Annotated in this window: 21 protein-coding genes; all 21 read left to right on the plus strand. The window is 71.5% G+C overall.

The window, feature by feature from the left end; all coding sequences use genetic code 11:
- The first annotated feature begins 19 nt into the window (after positions 1–19).
- The 21 genes from VMF51_RS18230 to VMF51_RS18330 are packed head-to-tail and all read left to right on the plus strand — an operon-like array spanning position 20 to position 16,826.
- Positions 20–1,270: a phage portal protein family protein gene (locus VMF51_RS18230; RefSeq protein WP_325475883.1), complete on the plus strand. Its 1,251-nt coding sequence runs from the start codon at positions 20–22 to the stop codon at positions 1,268–1,270.
- A gap of 29 nt (positions 1,271–1,299) precedes the next feature.
- Positions 1,300–2,664, plus strand: a complete 1,365-nt coding sequence (locus VMF51_RS18235) for a head maturation protease, ClpP-related (RefSeq protein ID WP_325475884.1) — start codon at positions 1,300–1,302, stop codon at positions 2,662–2,664.
- A gap of 1 nt (position 2,665) precedes the next feature.
- Positions 2,666–3,040 (plus strand): hypothetical protein, encoded by a 375-nt coding sequence (locus VMF51_RS18240; protein ID WP_325475885.1) that lies wholly within the window; start codon positions 2,666–2,668, stop codon positions 3,038–3,040.
- 19 nt (positions 3,041–3,059) lie between these two features.
- The gene (locus tag VMF51_RS18245) at positions 3,060–3,965 is read left to right on the plus strand and encodes a major capsid protein (RefSeq protein WP_325475886.1); all 906 of its coding nucleotides are present in this window, start codon (positions 3,060–3,062) and stop codon (positions 3,963–3,965) included.
- Positions 3,958–4,719 (plus strand): hypothetical protein, encoded by a 762-nt coding sequence (locus tag VMF51_RS18250; protein WP_325475887.1) that lies wholly within the window; start codon positions 3,958–3,960, stop codon positions 4,717–4,719. The genes VMF51_RS18245 and VMF51_RS18250 overlap by 8 nt, the downstream gene beginning before the upstream one ends.
- A complete protein-coding gene (locus VMF51_RS18255; RefSeq protein WP_325475888.1) occupies positions 4,716–4,982 on the plus strand; it encodes a hypothetical protein in 267 nt (88 codons plus the stop codon). The genes VMF51_RS18250 and VMF51_RS18255 overlap by 4 nt, the downstream gene beginning before the upstream one ends.
- Before the next feature lies 1 nt (position 4,983).
- Positions 4,984–5,424 (plus strand): hypothetical protein, encoded by a 441-nt coding sequence (locus VMF51_RS18260; protein WP_325475889.1) that lies wholly within the window; start codon positions 4,984–4,986, stop codon positions 5,422–5,424.
- A 1-nt stretch (position 5,425) separates the two neighbouring features.
- Positions 5,426–5,854: a hypothetical protein gene (locus tag VMF51_RS18265; protein ID WP_325475890.1), complete on the plus strand. Its 429-nt coding sequence runs from the start codon at positions 5,426–5,428 to the stop codon at positions 5,852–5,854.
- Positions 5,851–6,405, plus strand: a complete 555-nt coding sequence (locus VMF51_RS18270) for a hypothetical protein (protein ID WP_325475891.1) — start codon at positions 5,851–5,853, stop codon at positions 6,403–6,405. Before VMF51_RS18265 ends, VMF51_RS18270 begins: the two co-directional genes overlap by 4 nt.
- Positions 6,406–6,409: 4 nt before the next feature.
- Positions 6,410–7,534 (plus strand): hypothetical protein, encoded by a 1,125-nt coding sequence (locus VMF51_RS18275; protein WP_325475892.1) that lies wholly within the window; start codon positions 6,410–6,412, stop codon positions 7,532–7,534.
- On the plus strand, positions 7,531–7,938 hold the full coding sequence (locus tag VMF51_RS18280) for a hypothetical protein (RefSeq protein ID WP_325475893.1): 408 nt from the start codon (positions 7,531–7,533) through the stop codon (positions 7,936–7,938). The genes VMF51_RS18275 and VMF51_RS18280 overlap by 4 nt, the downstream gene beginning before the upstream one ends.
- Entirely contained in the window at positions 7,938–8,489 is a 552-nt protein-coding gene (locus tag VMF51_RS18285; RefSeq protein ID WP_325475894.1) for a hypothetical protein, read from the plus strand. The genes VMF51_RS18280 and VMF51_RS18285 overlap by 1 nt, the downstream gene beginning before the upstream one ends.
- The gene (locus tag VMF51_RS18290) at positions 8,438–8,725 is read left to right on the plus strand and encodes a hypothetical protein (protein ID WP_325475895.1); all 288 of its coding nucleotides are present in this window, start codon (positions 8,438–8,440) and stop codon (positions 8,723–8,725) included. The genes VMF51_RS18285 and VMF51_RS18290 overlap by 52 nt, the downstream gene beginning before the upstream one ends.
- A gap of 13 nt (positions 8,726–8,738) precedes the next feature.
- Positions 8,739–11,129 carry a hypothetical protein gene (locus VMF51_RS18295; protein WP_325475896.1) on the plus strand — a complete coding sequence of 797 codons (2,391 nt, stop codon included), beginning with the start codon at positions 8,739–8,741 and terminating at the stop codon, positions 11,127–11,129.
- Between the two features lie 50 nt (positions 11,130–11,179).
- The gene (locus VMF51_RS18300) at positions 11,180–11,659 is read left to right on the plus strand and encodes a hypothetical protein (protein ID WP_325475897.1); all 480 of its coding nucleotides are present in this window, start codon (positions 11,180–11,182) and stop codon (positions 11,657–11,659) included.
- Positions 11,659–12,957, plus strand: coding sequence for an NlpC/P60 family protein (locus VMF51_RS18305; protein WP_325475898.1), 1,299 nt, complete (start codon positions 11,659–11,661; stop codon positions 12,955–12,957). The genes VMF51_RS18300 and VMF51_RS18305 overlap by 1 nt, the downstream gene beginning before the upstream one ends.
- The gene (locus tag VMF51_RS18310) at positions 12,957–13,223 is read left to right on the plus strand and encodes a hypothetical protein (protein WP_325475899.1); all 267 of its coding nucleotides are present in this window, start codon (positions 12,957–12,959) and stop codon (positions 13,221–13,223) included. The genes VMF51_RS18305 and VMF51_RS18310 overlap by 1 nt, the downstream gene beginning before the upstream one ends.
- Entirely contained in the window at positions 13,223–13,537 is a 315-nt protein-coding gene (locus VMF51_RS18315; RefSeq protein WP_325475900.1) for a GPW/gp25 family protein, read from the plus strand. The genes VMF51_RS18310 and VMF51_RS18315 overlap by 1 nt, the downstream gene beginning before the upstream one ends.
- On the plus strand, positions 13,538–14,752 hold the full coding sequence (locus VMF51_RS18320) for a baseplate J/gp47 family protein (RefSeq protein WP_325475901.1): 1,215 nt from the start codon (positions 13,538–13,540) through the stop codon (positions 14,750–14,752).
- A complete protein-coding gene (locus VMF51_RS18325) occupies positions 14,749–15,357 on the plus strand; it encodes a hypothetical protein (protein WP_325475902.1) in 609 nt (202 codons plus the stop codon). The genes VMF51_RS18320 and VMF51_RS18325 overlap by 4 nt, the downstream gene beginning before the upstream one ends.
- Positions 15,357–16,826, plus strand: coding sequence for an SGNH/GDSL hydrolase family protein (locus tag VMF51_RS18330; RefSeq protein ID WP_325475903.1), 1,470 nt, complete (start codon positions 15,357–15,359; stop codon positions 16,824–16,826). Before VMF51_RS18325 ends, VMF51_RS18330 begins: the two co-directional genes overlap by 1 nt.
- The last annotated feature ends 2 nt before the right edge of the window (positions 16,827–16,828 follow it).

Below are 16,828 nucleotides of genomic sequence, written 5' to 3' on the forward strand. Positions count from 1 at the left end.
CTCACCGAGAGGAGGTCCGATGACCGAGACGACCACCGAGCCGGCCCCCTCGCCCGTCGCCGTCCGCGAGAAGGGCTACGCCCACGACGACACCGTTGGCGGCCGCGGCTTCTGGAACGACCTCAGCAACGAGGACACCCCCGAGCTCGTCTGGCCGCTTTCGATCCCGATCTTCGACAAGATGCGCCGGCAGGACGCGCAGGTGTCCTCCGTGCTCCGCGCCGTCACCTCGCCGATCCTGCGCACCCGGTGGTCCGTCGACGGCACCGGCTGCCGGCCCGAGGTCACCGAGTTCGTGGCCAGCAACCTCGGCCTGCCGATCAAGGGCCAGGAGTCCGAGGGCAACAACCAGGCCCGGCTCCGAGGCCGCGACCGGTTCTCCTGGAACCAGCACACCCGGATGGCGCTGCTGATGCTGCCGTTCGGCCACATGTACTTCGAGCAGGTCTACCGCTACGACGAGCAGGGCCGTGCCCGGATCCGGAAGCTCGCGCCCCGGATGCAGCGGTCGATCTCGCAGATCAACGTCGCCCGCGACGGCGGCCTGGTGTCGATCGAGCAGTACGCGCCCATGTCGGTGATGACCGGGGCCGGCGGCAGCAAGATCCCGGTCAACCGGCTCGTGGCGTACGTCCTCGACCGCGAGGGCGGCAACTGGCTCGGCACCAGCCTGCTGCGCTCTGCCTACAAGAACTGGCTGCTGAAGGACCGCGCGCTGCGCCACTGGTCGATCGGCGTCGAACGGAACAGCGTCGGGCTCCCCGTCTACACCGCGGCCGAGAAGGAGACCAGCCTCGAGAAGGGCAAGGCGATCGCCACCCAGGCCCGCGGTGGCAGCAACTCCGGCGCGGCCCTACCGCACGGCGCCGAGCTCGCGCTGAAGGGCGTCGAGGGCCAGCTCCTCGACCCCGAGAAGTTCGTCCGATACCAGGACGAGCAGATCGCCCGCGCCGTGCTCGCCCACTTCCTCAACCTCGGGTCGCAGACCGGCTCCTGGGCACTCGGCAGCTCGTTCAAGGACTTCTTCACGCAGTCGCTCGACCACGTCGCCGGCGACTACGCCGACACCTCGAACTTCCACGTCGTCGAGGACCTGGTCGACATCAACTTCGGCCGCACCGAGCCCGCTCCGCTCATCGTGTTCGAGCCCATCGGCACCGCCACCGAGGTCGACGACGAGATCTCCCTGCTCCGGAAGGCCGCCGGTCTCGAGGACGACGACGACCTGGCCGCCTTCCTCCGCCAGCACGTGAGCCGGGCCGCCGCATGACCACCCCGACCGTCCGCCAAGGAGGCGACATGTCCCAGCCCGGACTCCTCACCATCCGCACCCCGCACCAGGTGGCAGCCCAGGCCCAGATGCTCGTCGGCGACCGCTCCCGAGTCGCCGCCGCCGCCGTCGACGACGAGACCACCGAGGCCCCGCCTGCCGGCTCCGTCGGCGAGCTGTGGCTCTACGGGCTCGTGGGCGGCTGGTGGCGAGGCTTCGACGCCGAGTCCGTCAGCAACGCCCTGCGCACGATGGACGACGACGTCATCTACGTCCGGATCCACTCGCCCGGCGGCCATGCCGCTGACGGCATCGCGATCGCCAACCTGCTGCGGAACCACACCGCGAAGATCATCGTCGTCGTCGACGGGCTGGCCGCCTCCGCGGCATCCGTCATCGCGATCGCCGGCGACGAGATCGTGATGTGCCCCGGTTCCCAGCTCATGCTCCACGACGCCTCCACCGGCGGCTGGGGCAACGCCGACGAGCTGCGCGCGGCAGCCGAGTGGATCGACGGGCAGAGCGCCAACTACGCCGGCGTCTACGCCTACCGCGCCGGCGGCACCGCCGAGCAGTGGCGCCAGGTGATGCTCGCCAACAACGGCCGCGGCACCTGGTACACCGCTGAGGCCGCGGTCTCCGCCGGCCTCGCGGACAGCGTCGGAACTCGACCGGCCGCGGGCAGTCCGCCCGTCGCTCCCGAGGACGAGATCGACGAGGACGACGACGAGATGGTCGCGCGGATCGCGCACGACCTCGCGCTCCTGGAGCAGACGGTCCACCCCGCCGCCCGCGCCGCCTGGCAGGGCGAGCGGCCCGCAGCCGCCGGCGCTTCGCGCAGCGGCACCCCCAAGCCCCCGGTCGCGTCCGCGCCCGGGTCCAACAGAACGGAAGGAGCTGCTCTCGTGGATCTCACCGACGAGCAGATCGCAACCCTGCGTGAGCAGGTCGGCTTCCCCGAGACCGCGGACGCCGAGACCATCGTGGCTGCGATCACGGAGGCGCTCGCCGAGCGCGCCGAGGACGCCGGCACGAGCACCACCAGCGCGGCCACCACCGCGACGGCGCCCGAGGGCTTCACCCTCGTGCCCACCGTCGCCTGGGAGACCGCGCAGAGCAACGCCCAGCTGGGTGCCCAGGCCGCCGAGCGGCTCCGCACCCAGGACCGGGAGGCGTTCCTGGACGCGCACCGCGACCGGTTCCCCCCGGCCGCCCGAGCGGCCTGGCAGCAGCAGTACGACCGCGCCCCCGCCGAGACCCGCGCCTACCTCGAGAGCGCCCCCGTGATCGTGCCCATCGAGGAGCTCGGGCACGACGCCACCTCGGCGGAGGCCTCCGCCAGCGACGACGGCTGGTTCCCGGGCTACCCGGCCCCGGCCGTGAAGGGAGCCTGACATGGCGAACGAGAACCACGGGGTCTACGAGCCCGGTGCCGACCTGACCGTGCACGCGAGCGCGGCCGTGATCGGCAAGCGGTTCCTGAAGATCTCGGGCAACCGGACCGGCGGCCTGATCAGCGTGGCCCACGCCGACGCCGCCGGGCGCGCCATGGGCGTGTCCACCCAGGACGCCGCGCTCGGCAAGCCGCTCGGCACCCACCGCGGCAACAGCCGCGTCACCTTCGTCACGGCCGGGGGCAACATCGCGGCCTTCGCCGAGGTCGAGGTGGGCGCCAACGGCACCGCCGTCACCAAGGCCGCCGGTATCGCCGTCGGCTACGCCGTCACGGCCGCCGTCAACGGCGGCGACGCCGAGATCAGCCTCTACTGAGAGCAGGAGAACAACCTTCATGGGAACCGCACCCGTCACCTACCCGCTCGGCCCGCCGGTCGTCACCGGGGACACGCTCACCGTCGACACGGCGCTGAAGCAGCCCACCCGCATCACCCGCCGCATCGCCGACATGACGCTGCAGAACTTCATCGTTACCCGGATCTTCGCCCAGGGCGGAACCGTGGTCGGCGGCGCCGTGATCTACGACCAGGCCGTCCTCAACGAGCTCTACCTCGACCGCGACGTCGAGCGCGTCATGCCCGGCCAGGAGTTCCCCATCGTGGGCTCCAGCCGGCGGGCGCCGAAGGTCGCCGAGGTCGAGAAGTACGGCGGCAAGTTCTACGTCTTCGACGAGGCGCGCGACCGCAACGACGTCAGCCACTTCAACAACCAGGTCACCCTGCTGGCCAACACGATCGTGCGCAAGGTCAACACCCGCGCGATCGCCGAGCTCGAGGCCGCGATCACCGCCCTCGGTGGCGCCGGCACCTTCGTCGGCAACGACTGGGGCAACGTCGTCACCGGCGGCTCGTCGCAGACCAACAACACCCTGTGGCCGGCCGCCGACTTCGCCAAGGCGCAGCTCATCGCTGACCAGGACGAGCTGGGCGTCCAGTACGACACCTGGATCATCAACCCGACCCAGCACTACCAGCTGGTCGTGACGTACGGAGACAAGCTCGCCCAGGTGCTCGAGTCGATGAAGATCAAGGAGGTCTTCAGCTCCAACCGGGTCCCCAACGGCACCGGCTACGCCGTCGCGTCGCAGCAGGTCGGCGAGATGCGCGTCGAGCAGCCGCTGCGCACCGAGACCGACCGCATCGTGAAGAACGAGAAGACCCTCGTCCAGTCCTCGGTGCGGCCGGTCATGTACGTCACCAACCCGTACGCGATCAAGAAGGTGACGGGGCTCGATGGCTGAGCACACCGTCACCATCGCCCACGCGCTGTTCTCCTACGCCCGGGAGAACGGCTCCGAGCGCCTCGCGCGCCGCGGCGACACGATCACGATCGACGGCGAGGACTTCGAGCGCGGCCAGCGCCACGGCGCCTTCGTCGACGACCCCAGCCAGCTGCAGCGCCACGGCGTGCTCGACGTCTTCGCCATGGAGGACCTCGACGACCTGGAGCAGGACGAGCTCAACGACTGGATGCGCTCCGCGTCGGTCAGCGACGTCGAGGGCGCGATCGCCAAGGCCGCGGCCGAGGGCATCGACGTCACGTCGCTGCTCCTCGCCGGCGAGCTCAACCGCGGCTCCGAGGCCCGCCAGGAGGTCCTCGACCTGCTCGGCGGATCGAGTGCCCCCGGGACGGAGCCCACGACGCCGGCGACCCCGGCCGACCAGGCCGCCGTCGACGCCGCCGAGCGGCAGCTGAAGGACGACCAGACGGCCGCGGCCGCCGCGGCCACGCCGAGCGAGCTCGACGAGGCGGCCCTGGCCGCCGCGGCCGCCGCCGGAGACATCACGTCGACGAGCCCCGTCCCGCCGGCCCAGCCGCTGACGGACCGCATCGACGACGTCCTCGCCTGGGTTGACGGCGACGTCACCCGCGCCCAGGTCGCCCTCGACAAGGAGCGCGCGGAGAAGGGCGACAAGGCGCGGCCGCGGCTCGTCACCCAGCTCCAGGAGACCCTGGCCGGCGCCACCCCGCCGACGAGCGGGGTGACGTCGTGATCGGGCACGCGCCCGTGACCTACGTCCGCACCGAGAGCGGCACGGTCAAGGTCCTCCAGGGCGAGCCGATCCCGGACAACGCGCTGGCGAAGCACGTCGCCACGCTGTTGAGCCTCGGAGCCGTCGGGGACAAGCCGGTGCCGGTCGCGCCGGCCGGTGACGAGGGCAGCGAGGGAGGCGGCCAGCCCAACACCGGCGGGACGTCGACCGACGACCCGCCGCCCCCGCCGCTGCCCAAGCCGCCGAAGTCGCAGCGGAGCTGACGTGCTCGACGGCATCGCGGCCGCGGTGAGCAAGGACCAGGTCAGCGCCCTGCTCCTGGCCCGCGCACCGCAGCTGCTCGACAGCGAGACAGAGGAATCCACGCTGTTCGAGGAGACGGTCAGGGGGATCGCCACGGAGGTGATCCCCCTGGCCGGGGCCAATCCCGACCCGGGACCCCGCCACGATCTGGCCGTCTGGTGCATCACCCTTGGCACGGCCGCGCAGCTCGAGGCCGCGCTGTTCCCCGAACAGCAAGGCCCGGGCGACCTCGGCCGTGCCGCGTTCCTCGAGCGCCGCTACCTGCGCGCGCTCGCCCAGCTGCAGGCGATCCCGCTCGGCGAGAACGGCGAGGACGGCGCCACCCCGGCTCTCGGGCCGGTCGGCGACTTCCCGCCCGCCGAGCGGTTCCCCGACCCGGCCGACCCGAGACGGAGGTGCTGACGTGATCGACATCGACGTGGACACCCGGGCCGCCGAGCGGTTCCTCGGCGACATCTTCGACCGTGTCGACCAGCCCCGCCCGCTGCTGCAGCTCCTCGCCGGCGAACTCCGCGCCTACGAGGAGGAGGTGTTCGCGACCGCCGGGTTCGGGACCTGGGCCGCGCTCGACCCCTCCACGGTCCGCGCGAAGGGCAGCAGCCGGATCCTCGTCGACACCGCCGGCCTCCTGGACAGCCTCACGAAGCCCGGCGCCGAGCGAATCACCGAGGAGAGCGTCACCCTGCTCTCCGACTCGCCCGCCGCCGCGTACCTGAAGCGAGGCGCTCGCGGCATGCCGAAGCGCGACCCCGCCCCCGTTCCGCCGGCCAGCAAGGTCAGCGAGTGGGCGCAGGACCTGCTCGGCTACCTGGTCAACGGAGCCGGCGCATGACCGCCCGCATCATCAGCGCCGACGACCTGTGCCAGGCCGCCGAGGAGATCCTGACCGAGCAGCTCCCGGAGCTCATCACCCTGCTGGGCGTCACCGGCTTCAAGCCGGTCACGACCTGGCAGCAGGTGCCGGCGATCGAGGCGCTCACCTCGGCCAACTTCCCGGTCGGCGCCATCACCTCGCCGGGGCTCGTCGACCGTCCCAGCAAGTCCCGCGGCAAGGGCTGGACCGCCACCTGGCGACTCGCCGTCGGGATCTACGACCGTGGCACCGACCACCGCGACACCGCTGCGCGATCGCGGAAGTGGGCGTCGTACGTCCGCACCGTGCTGCTCCAGAACCGAACCCTCGGCGGCGTCGCCAAGACGGTCACCTGGGCCGGCGAGGAGTACGCGCAGCTGCCGCAGAAGACCGCCGCCCGCACCCTCGGCGGCTGCGCCGTCGCCTTCGACATCGAGGTCGAGAACGTCGTCGACCTTGACGCCGGCACCGCCTGGCCGCTCGTCCAGAGCACCCACCCGCACGTCTCCGTCACGACCCCACAGGAGTAACCGCATGTCCCGTCCGCAGATCATCGTCAACGTCACCGGGGCGCTCCCGCGCCGCGGTGACCCGACGCCGACCGGCACCTGCTTCATGGTGTACGCCGGCGCCGACGGTCCCGCCGTCCCCACCAAGTGCCTGTCGTCGGCCGACGCGACCGCGGCCAACGTGCCGGACACCGTCGCCGCGCTCGTCGGCGACGCCCTCGAGCAGGGGGCGCCCCTGGTCGTCATCGTCCGCGCGGCCGCGGCCAACGTCGCCGCCGTCACCGAGGCCGAGTGGACCGCCGGCCTCCGCAAGCTCACCAAGGACCACGGGCCGGGCCAGGTCTGCATCCCCGGGGTCACGACCGCGGCGGCGTACGCCGCGCTGATCGACCACGCCGAGGAGTTCGACGAGCGCGCCGTGCTGCTCGACACCCCCGCCGTGGTGGTCACCGCCACCACGGCCGCTGCCGCGGCGGGCCTCAACGCCGCGGCAGGTTCGATCCGGGCGAGCATGGTCGGCCCCTGGGTCACCGTTCCCGGCCCCGGCGGCACGACCCGTGACGTCCCCGCATCCGTCATCGCCGCTGGTCTCGCCGCCCGCGGCGACGCCGCGGTCGGGCACACCAACCACGCCCCGATCTTCGACCAGGGCCGCGATGTCGGGCTCGTGCGCCGCGGCCTGGGCGTCACGACCGTCTTCAGCGACGTCGACGCCGACACCCTCTACGACGCCGGGGTCAACCTCATCCGACTCCGGAACGGCAAGCCGACCCTCACCGGCTGGCGGTCTCTGTCCGACGACGACACCTTCCGCCAGTTCAACGTCGGCCGGCTCGCGATGTCCCTGGTCACCAGCATGAGCGGCGTGATGCTCGCGTTCCTCGGACGCCAGATCGACGGTCGCGGCCAGCTGTTCGCCGAGATCGAAGGCGCCATCCGGGGTGTGCTCCTCGGGCTCTACAGCGCCGGAGCGCTGTACGGAGAGGCACCCGACGACGCGTTCGACGCGGACTGCAGCTTCGCCAACAACCCCGCCGAGACGATCGCGCTGGGTCAGGTCCACGCGGCCGCCGAGGTTGCCGCCACCGCCCACACCGAGCGGATCACCATCGCCGTGGTGACCGCCGTCGCCGAAGGAGCAGCCGCGTGAGCACGCAGAGCCAGTACCTGATCACCGCCGTGATCGACGGCACGCCCACCGAGGCGTGGGACACCCTCAGCGGGGGGGAGACCACCGCCGAGATCACCAAGCGCCGGCCCGGGGGGACCACGAAGGAGAAGTCCTACGCCTCCCGGCCCACGACCGGCGCTGTCACCATCGGTCGCGGCTACGAGCGCGAGCGGGACATCGCGCTCGGCCGCCGGCTCCGTGCGCGAGTCGGCCGGGCGCGCGTCGTCATCACGGAGCAGCCCCTCGACGACGACGGCCTGCCCTGGGGCAAGCCGACGATCTACATCGGCCGGCTCGCCTCGATCAACACCGGCGACGTGGACTCCAACAGCGACGAGCCGCGTGAGTGCGAGCTCGTCGCCGAGATCGAGGAGGTGGCCTGATGGGGCACGAGAGCGACCGGTTCGAGGCCGACCAGGTCGGCCACGGCGAGCAGCCCGAGCCCGGCGAGGCGCCCGCCGCGCCGGGCAGCATCCTGGACGGCATCCGTGCCCGTCGAGACCGGGCCAAGGCCGCGCTGTTCGTCGACATCAAGGTCCCGCGCTACGAGCCCGAGCTCTGGGTGCGCTTCAAGCCCACCGAGCAGAAGCGCATCGACGCCGCAGGTGAGAAGGCCCGCAAAAGCAAGGACGACCACCGCATCGTCAACGCCAACGCCACGCTCCTGGCCGAGGCCTGCATCGGCGTCTTCGAGGTCGACGCCGACGGCGAGAAGGTGTCGATCGACCCGGCCGACCGGTCGACCAACCCGGACGACTGGCCGCAGTTCGACAAGCGGCTCGCGCGGCTCCTGGAGATCCCGGCAGGGAAGGCCGTCGAGGTCGTCCGCGGGCTCTACCTCACCGACGGTGACATCATCTCCACCGCCGCCGAGCTCGGTGAGTGGTCCGGCTACTCCCGCGACATGCTCGAGCAGGACACCGCGGGAAACTGACCGGCGACCCCGCCCTCATCGAGGGGGCGGCGGTCGCCCTCACCCTCGGCTTCGACCCGCTGCGCTACCTCGGTCTCCACCCCGACGACTTCGAGCTCGTCACCGCGGTGCTGAAGAAGGCCCAGCAGCTCCGTCAGGACAGCGAGAAGTCCCTGGCCGACTACCAGGCCGGCAAGACCGCCGGCCTGACCGCACGGTCCATCACCCGGTGGATCGCGCGGGCCTTCAAGAAGTGAAGCGAGGTGAGTCGTGGCTGAGGAAGAGGTAGGGCTCAGGCTCTCGCTGAAGGAGCGCCGGGCGGTCGCCAAGGGGCTCGGTGACACCCAGGGCGAGCTGCAGGACGTCGCTGAGACCGCGGACGAGGTCGGCCAGGCCGGCAAGCGGGCCGAGCGTGGTCTCCTCGCCGTTGCGTCCGGCAAGGTGAAGTCCGGGCTGCTGGCCGTCGCTCGCGGCGGCCGCAGCGTGGTCAGCGTCGTGGGCCGCGGCATCCTCGGCGCGTCCAAGGTCGGCGTGGCCGGCCTCACCGCGCTCAGTGTCGCCGCGGCCGGGGTCAGCGTGAAGGCGATCAGTCTCGCCGGCGACGCCGCCGAGACCGCGTCCGCCTTCAACACGGTGTTCGGTCCTTCTGCGCGTGGGGTGCAGAAGGACCTCAACCGGCTCACCCGTCAGTTCGGGATCTACAACCCCGAGCTCCAGGACGCCACCCGCCAGTTCGGCGTCTTCGGCAAGGCCGCCGGTATCGCGAAGAAGGAGCTGCCGGGGTTCTCGACCGATCTCACCAAGGCCGGCCTCGATCTCGCGTCCTTCTACAACCAGGACCCCGGCGAGGTCTTCCAGGCACTCCAGTCCGGCCTGTCTGGCGAGGCGGAGCCCCTGAGGAAGTTCGGCATCTTCATCTCCGACGCCGCCATGAAGGCGAAGGCCGCGGAGATGGGTCTCACCGGGACGCTGACGGAGCAGCAGAAGGTGATGGTGCGGCACAAGCTGATCCTGGGCAGCCTGGGCGACGCGCAGGGCGACCTCGCGCGCACGTCGGGCGGTCTGGCGAACCAGCAGCGCGGTGCTGAGGGGCGCATCAAGTCGTTCTTCACGCTGCTCGGCGGGCCGATGGCTACCGCGGCGACCGGGTTCTTCCGTGGCTTCAACTCCGTCGCCAAGGTCGCGGTCCGCGAGCTGCGGGCCGCGCTGCCCGGCATGGAGAGCAGCGCCGAGAGCCTGTCGACGAAGTTCGCCCGCTGGGGCCGCCAGCTCGCCCACCAGCTGCCCGGCGCGATCGACACCACCGTCGACCGCTGGGACTCGCTCAAGAGCCGCTTCGACGGCTTCAGCCTCGGCCAGACTCAGAACCAGGTCGGCCAGCTCGCCGACGACGTCCGCGACCTCGGCCCCGTCTTCGAGGAGGTCGGGCGGCAGCTGCCCGGGATCTCCGACATGCTCGAGGTCACCGGGGTCGTCACCGGGTTCCTCGCGGATCACACCGACCTGCTCGCCAAGGCCGTCCCGTACCTGATCATCGGGTACGGCGCGCTGAAGGTCTCCCAGCTGGCCGCCAACGTCGTGCTCGCCGCGTCGCTGCCGCTGAAGGTCGCCGAGCTCATCACCAACCGCCAGCTGACGAAGAGCAACGCCGCGCTCGTCGCCAGCCGCACCGCTGTCGTCGCGAGCACGGTCGCCGAGACGGCCGCGGTCACGGCCAACACCGGTGCCCACAACGTCGGGCTGCTGGCACGTGCACGGGCCACCGCCGGCGCGATCGCGCACTCGGCCGCGACGAAGGCCATCGCGCTGGCCACCGGCATCTGGACCGGCGCGCAGTGGCTCCTCAACGCCGCTCTCACGGCCAACCCGATCGGCCTGGTCGTGGCCGGCATCGCCGCTCTCGTGGGTGGCTTCATCCTGGCCTACAAGAAGAGCGAGACCTTCCGCTCCGGGGTCGACTTCGTGTGGAACAAGGTCCTGAAGCCGTTCGGGTCGTTCATCGGTGACGTGTTTGTGGGCTACTTCCGGCTCCTTGCCTCGGCCTACCTGATGATGGCCCGCGTCGGAATCAAGGCCTTCACCTGGCTGCTGAAGGCCGCGTTCTCTGCCTTTGACGGGATCCTGTCGGCCGCGGAGAAGGGCATGGGCTGGGTGCCTGGCATCGGCGACAAGATCAAGGGCGCCCGCCGGGCTTTCGACGCGTTCGGTGACGCCACGATCGACAAGCTCGACGCGCTCGGGACGAAGCTGAAGGGCGTGCAGGACCGGGTCGACAACCTGGGCCGGGACCGCAGCGCCACGATCACCATCAACACCGTCCGCAGCGGCGACGAGTCCCGGCCCCGCGGTGTCGGCGGTGCGGCTCCGCGTGCGCGCGGCGGTCCCGTGATCGCTGGCCGGCCGTACATCGTGGGGGAGCACCGCCCCGAGCTGTTCGTCCCCGAGCAGAGCGGCACGATCGTGCCGCGCGTGCCGTCGCGGCTCACCGCGGCGGCGCCGCTCAGCCTCCCGTCCGACGAGCTCGACCTCGACGAGGGCGAGCTCACCGTCGGGCCGGCCTGGCCCGGTGGCCCGATCGTCATCCAGCTCATGCTCCCCAACGGTCGCGTCCTCGGCGAGGCCGTCCTCGACGACCTCCGCTCGCAGGAGGCGCGGCTGTGACGACCCGGGTGTCCATCCGGCCGGTGACACCGACAGTCCGGCCTCCCATCGTGTTCGAGCTCATCGGCGACGACGAGCCCAGCGGCGGCGTGGGTGGGTGGCAGACGCTCCCGCGGCCGCGGCGCACGACGGGCGTCTACTGGGGCGGCACACCGGAGGTCACCTGGACGCTCCCGCTGATGCTCGACGGGATGGAGGTTCGGCCCGGGGTCGACCGGGTCATCGAGGCCGAGCTGGCACGGGTCGCGAGCTGGGGGAGGAGCATCCGGCCGAAGCGCGTCACCCTCCCGCCGCCGGTGCTGCAGGTCTCCGGTCCGCTGCACTTCCCGTCGACGACCAGGTGGGTGCTCCAGGACCTCGCGTACGGCGCCCGCGAGCGCAACTCCGCTGGCCGGCGGATCCGGCAGGAACTGACCCTCACGCTGTTGGAGTACATCGAGCCGCAGCTGGTGAAGAGCCACGCGAAGAAGTCCCGCGGAAAGGACAGCAAGGACAAGGACCGGGACAAGGGGAAGGGCGGCAAGGGCTGATGCCCACGGACCCGACCCTCGTCGCCGGCGTGCTGGAGAAGCTGGAGCTGGTCAGCGGCGGGAAGCGCGGCATGCGCGTCGACCTGGTCGAGGCGATCGCCGGCGACCCCACGGTCAAGCAGACCATCGACGGCGCGTCCACCCTGGAGCTCCAGGTCCTCGACCAGCACCGCAAGCTGCTGCGCGGCCGCACCCCGCTCGACGAGCGGTGCTGGGTGGTCTTCGACGGTATGCACTTCGAGCTGGTCCGCGTCGCGAAGGGCTCGGACATCCTCACGCTCACGTTCGAGGACGCGATCGTCGCGGCACTGCGCCGCCGCAAGAAGCGGCTCTCGATCAAGCCCGGGAGGATCACCCGCCGCGAGCTCGCAGAGCGTCTCGCCCGCGAAGCAGGCATCCCGGTCGCCGTGGACCCGGCGAAGCGTGGTCCGATCCAGCGGGTCGTCGAGCGCTCCACCGGCGGAGATCGCACCAGCTCGTGGGAGGTCCTCGGTGAGGCCGCCGAGGACATCAGGTGGCGGAGGTTCTCCGACGGGCGCCGGCTGGTCATGGGCGGCGACGACTGGCTGATCGACCGCGACGCCCGGCCCACCAGGCTGCAGGAGTACACCGGGGGCTGCCACGACATCGACTTCAACCTCGACGTCGGCCGGCGCGCCAGCGAGGCGACCGCCACCGTCGACGTCGGCGCCTTGAAGTTCCCGGCCGGGTCCGTCGTGCTCGTCGAGGACATGGGTCCCGCGGACGGCCGGTGGCTGGTCTCGGAGATCTCCAGAACCGTGACCTCGCCGCGCGCGTCAGTGTCGCTCGTGCGGGCCAAGCACGCACTGCGAGAGCCCAAGCGGGAGCGCAACTCCCGGAAGGGCGACGGCGGCGACCCGGACTTCATCCCCGGCCAGGACGGCGCCGACGGCGGCGGCAAGGCGTCCGGCGCACGAGCGAAGATGGTCGACTTCGCGCTCGCCCAGCAAGGCGACCCCTACGTGTGGGGTGCCTCCGGCCCCGGCTCATGGGACTGCTCCGGGCTCGTCCAGGAGGCAACCCGCGCCGGCGGCAAGGTCCTCGCCAAGCCATCCGCGGCTCAGTGGGCCGCCGTCCAGGCGGCCGGGAAGACGATGAGCGTCGACAAGGCACTGAAGACCCGCGGGGCGCTGCTGTTCATCCAGACCGAGGACATCCAGCACGTAGCGATCTCCCTCGGCAACGGCTCCACGATTGAGGCCAAGGGCACCGCGTACGGCACCGGGATCTTCAAGGCCTACGCGCCGCAGTACACCGGCGCCGGGTGGTGGCTCTGATGGCCGTCGACGACCTCGTGCAGCGCCGCCCCCGATCGCTCACCCGGCCGCCAGCAACAGGCACCGTCAGCAGCGTCGACGACGACGGCGTGTACGTCACCGTCCTCGACGGCGACACCCGCGCCCCGCACGGCCCCTGCTACGGCGGCACCCGCCCCGTGCTCGTCGACGGCGAGCTCACCACCGAGCCGCTGCCCGTCGGAACCCTGGTGCTGCTCGTCCACACCGACAGCGGTCCCTGGATCGCCGCCTGGGAAGGAGCCTGATGCCCCGCACCCTCGCCCTGCCGATCGTCATCGGCCACGACGACGGTCTCGCGACGCACGAGCAGGACAGCGAGCCGGAGATCGCTCAGTCCGTCGCGCTGCTGATCGACACCCGCCCCGGCGAGCGCACCGCGATCCCGGACTACGGGATGCCCGACCCCATCGGCGCCGGTCTCGACCTGTCCGTCCTCGCCGACGTCGTCCTGGAGTGGGAAGAGCGCGCCGACCCGGTCGACGTCGAGTTGCTCGTCTCGTTCGCCGACCAGGCCGCAACGGTGCGGCCCAGCACACCCGTGACCACCGAGGAGGTCTGAATGCCCTGGGAGGACCCTGAGCTCGACGTCGACGAGGACGGCCTCATCGCGCAGATCCTCAATGGGATCCGTGCACGCATCGAGGGCTGGGAGCCGAACGAAGGCGCCCCCGAGGTCGCCCTCGGTGAGGAGATCGGAGTCGCCGCGGCGGCGATCAACGCGTTCGTGGCCGAGGGCTTCCGCCTCACCCTGGCCGCCATCGGCGAGACCGTGTTCGGGATCGTCCCGCGGACAGACGCGTACGCCATCGCCGACATCACGCTCGCCCTGCGCACGAAGACGTTCCCGCCGTCAACACCACCGACGATCGACATCCCCATCAGCTTCCCAGCCGGCTTCACCGTCGTCGCCAACGGCGTCACCTTCCAGTCGACCGCAGACTTCGACGAGGTCGTCACCTTCAACCGGCTCATGACCAGCGGCGGTGTCGTCACCAGTTACATCGCCGCGGTGACCGTCGAGACGCAGGCGACCGTGCCGGGCACGGTCGGGAACGTCTCGGCCGGCGAGGGCTCGGAGGTGGTCGCAGTGACGAGCCACCCTTACGTCTTCTACACGTCGATGGGCTCGCACGCGTCCGGGGGAGTCGACGGCGAGTCCCTGACCGACTACCTCGACCGGCTGACCGACTACCTCGCCACGCTCCGTCCCGGCGGGGTGCGGGCCGCGGATCTCGCCACCCTGGCCCGGACGGTAAACGGCGTGCAGCGTGCGATGGCGATCGACCTCTATGACCCGGAGGAACCCGGCACCCACGAGCGCACAGCCACGGTGATCGCGATCGACGCGGACGGCGAACCGGTCGGCGGATCCACTGCCGCTGACCTCGCCGACCAGCTCGAGCTGGCCCGCGAGGTCAACTTCCGCATCATCCTCGCCGAGCCGACGTACACCGACCTCGACATCACCGTCACGCTCGAAGCCGTCCCCGGCGCCGACCTCGTCGCCGTCGAGGCCGCAGTCGAGGCCGCGATCACCGCGGCGATCCATCCCGCCACCTGGGGATCGACAGCCGCCGACCCGGACAGCTGGTCCGAGCGGACCACGCTGCGGACCCTCGACCTCGCCGTCGTCGCCGCCCAGGTCCCGGACGTGACCTCAGCGATCGTGGTGACCGTCAACGGCGACGAGCACGCCACCACCCTGACCGGACCCGGCGCCCTGCCCTCTCCGGTCGGCCCCGGCGGGTCGTCCCTCGTGGTGACGGTGTCGTGACCGTCGCTGAGCGGGTCCTGGCAGGGCTCGGCCCGACCTTCCGTCGTCGCGCCGGCGAGCAGCTGCAGCCGCTCGTCGAGGCGCTCACCTCGGTGCTCGAGCGTGCCGACGCCCTGGTGCAGCCCACGGCCCGGGGCTGGACCGCCGGGTTCGACATCAACGAGACCCCGGACCCGGCATGGCTGGGCCGCGCCACCGGAACCCCCGTCCCCGACGGCCTGACCACCGAGCAGCAGCGCGAGCTCGTCCGCAGCCGCGCACAGTGGCGCCGCGGCACCCCACGGGCGATCAAGGGCGCAGTGCAGACCGTCCTCACCGGCGCCACGAAGCGCGTCGACGTGCTCGAGCGCACCGACGGCCCGTGGACCTTCAAGATCCGCGTGTGGGCCTCCGAGGCGCCCGAGGACCTCGCCGACGTCGTCGCGGCCGCAGCGACCCAGAAGCCGGTCGGGCTCCTCATCGACCCCGACGTCGAGGTCGTCGACCACGGCGCCACCTTCGCCCACCTGACCGCAGAGCACGGCACCTTCGCCGAGCTCGCCGAGCGCTTCCCGACCCTCGGCTCCATGACCCCGCACGTGCCCGAGGAAGGAACCATCATCTGATGCCGGAGACCACCCCGAACGGCGCGCCGTACCCCGTCGCTGACGACCCGAACGACGTCCCCGGCTACCTCCGCCAGCTCGCCGAGTGGTCCGACGAGAACCTCGCCGCCGGCGCCACCCTCAACGACGGCACGATGGCCGCCGCGCTGAACGCCGGCGGCGTCTTCGCAGACGGCATCGCGGCCACGATCGCCGGCGCGAGAGACGCCGCCCTCTCGGACGCGAGCCGCGTCCTGGCCCAGCTGGCGAAGGCTCAGCGCGGCCCGGTGACGGTGGTGACGCTCGGGTCGTCGTCGACCGGCGGGGTGGGAGCGACGATCGCGTCACGCCGCTTCGTCAACGTGCTGGCGGCGCGCCTGCAGGCGGCATTCCCCTCGGGGATCTACGGCTACGAGCCGCCCGTGGGCGACCTCACCGGCGCCGTCGAGCGCACCCTGCCGGGAGTGCACGTCCTCAACGGCGGCATCGGTGGAACGACGTCGGCGAACTACGTGCCCAGCGGCACCCTGGCGCAGATCGCTGTCGTGAAGCCGGCCGTCGTGGTCCACATGATCGGCGCCAACAACTACTTCTTCGGTACGCCGGCCGCGACCTTCGAGGCCGAGCTCGACGCCCGCCTCACGGAGGTCTCGACCGCTGCGGGCAACAACCCGCTCCAGGTCGTCTGCTCCACCTACGCCCGCCCCGACGTCGCCGCCCCCGCCGTGCCCTGGCAGGACTTCGTCGAGGCCATGCAGGCCGTCGTCACCGAGCGCTCCGACGCGATCTACGTCGACGGACTCACGCCCTTCGAGGCCGCCGAGGCCTCCGGACCAGGCGCAGCCGACCCGCTCGACCTCATCGAGCCGGACAACATCCACCCCAGCGACGCCGGCCACGCACTGATGGCCGCACGAATCGCTGACGCCTTCGACCTCCCGGCGCCCACCGCCTCTCGCGTCCCCGAGGTCCTGGACCGGTACTCACGCAAGACGCTCGGCAACACCGAGACGGGACACACCTACGAGGCGCAGTCGAGCGGGGTGTTCGTCCCGAACGGGTCGGCGCTCACCTGCACAACCGCCGGCAACGTGGTCGTCGAGACCGGGTTCAGCGACGCGGAGGTCTCCGCGCTCGTCACCTACGTCCCAGCTGTCGTGGTCGGGGTCATCGCCAAGAGCACCGACGCCAACACCCGACTCGGCTGGTACTTCAACGGACCCTCGGGCCGTCTGGAGCTCTACCGCGGCGCGACCATCGTGAACTGGACGACGAGCATCGCCCTCAACCCTGGGCAGGAGTACCACCTGTCTCTGGTGGCCGTGCTCGACAAGCTCCTCGGGTTCCTGAACGGGCGCCAGGTGCTGACCCACACGCTCGCCCCGGGCGAGTCGGCGACGTACAGCGGCCACACGAAGCACGGCGTTCGCTGCAACACGGCCAACGCCTCGGTCCGCATCCGGTGCCTCAACATCTCGGCGAGGAGCTGAGC

This window comes from Nocardioides sp. (genome assembly GCF_035503875.1).
Lineage (GTDB): Bacteria > Actinomycetota > Actinomycetes > Propionibacteriales > Nocardioidaceae > Nocardioides.

Coding starts and splice junctions, on each gene's coding strand:
- VMF51_RS18235 (WP_325475884.1), top strand. CDS start 1,300: ATGTCCCAGCCCGGACTCCTCACCATCCGCACCCCGCACCAGGTGGCA.
- VMF51_RS18285 (WP_325475894.1), top strand. CDS start 7,938: ATGGGGCACGAGAGCGACCGGTTCGAGGCCGACCAGGTCGGCCACGGC.
- VMF51_RS18275 (WP_325475892.1), top strand. CDS start 6,410: ATGTCCCGTCCGCAGATCATCGTCAACGTCACCGGGGCGCTCCCGCGC.
- VMF51_RS18330 (WP_325475903.1), top strand. CDS start 15,357: ATGCCGGAGACCACCCCGAACGGCGCGCCGTACCCCGTCGCTGACGAC.
- VMF51_RS18230 (WP_325475883.1), top strand. CDS start 20: ATGACCGAGACGACCACCGAGCCGGCCCCCTCGCCCGTCGCCGTCCGC.
- VMF51_RS18240 (WP_325475885.1), top strand. CDS start 2,666: ATGGCGAACGAGAACCACGGGGTCTACGAGCCCGGTGCCGACCTGACC.
- VMF51_RS18245 (WP_325475886.1), top strand. CDS start 3,060: ATGGGAACCGCACCCGTCACCTACCCGCTCGGCCCGCCGGTCGTCACC.
- VMF51_RS18315 (WP_325475900.1), top strand. CDS start 13,223: ATGCCCCGCACCCTCGCCCTGCCGATCGTCATCGGCCACGACGACGGT.
- VMF51_RS18305 (WP_325475898.1), top strand. CDS start 11,659: ATGCCCACGGACCCGACCCTCGTCGCCGGCGTGCTGGAGAAGCTGGAG.
- VMF51_RS18310 (WP_325475899.1), top strand. CDS start 12,957: ATGGCCGTCGACGACCTCGTGCAGCGCCGCCCCCGATCGCTCACCCGG.
- VMF51_RS18270 (WP_325475891.1), top strand. CDS start 5,851: ATGACCGCCCGCATCATCAGCGCCGACGACCTGTGCCAGGCCGCCGAG.
- VMF51_RS18320 (WP_325475901.1), top strand. CDS start 13,538: ATGCCCTGGGAGGACCCTGAGCTCGACGTCGACGAGGACGGCCTCATC.
- VMF51_RS18250 (WP_325475887.1), top strand. CDS start 3,958: ATGGCTGAGCACACCGTCACCATCGCCCACGCGCTGTTCTCCTACGCC.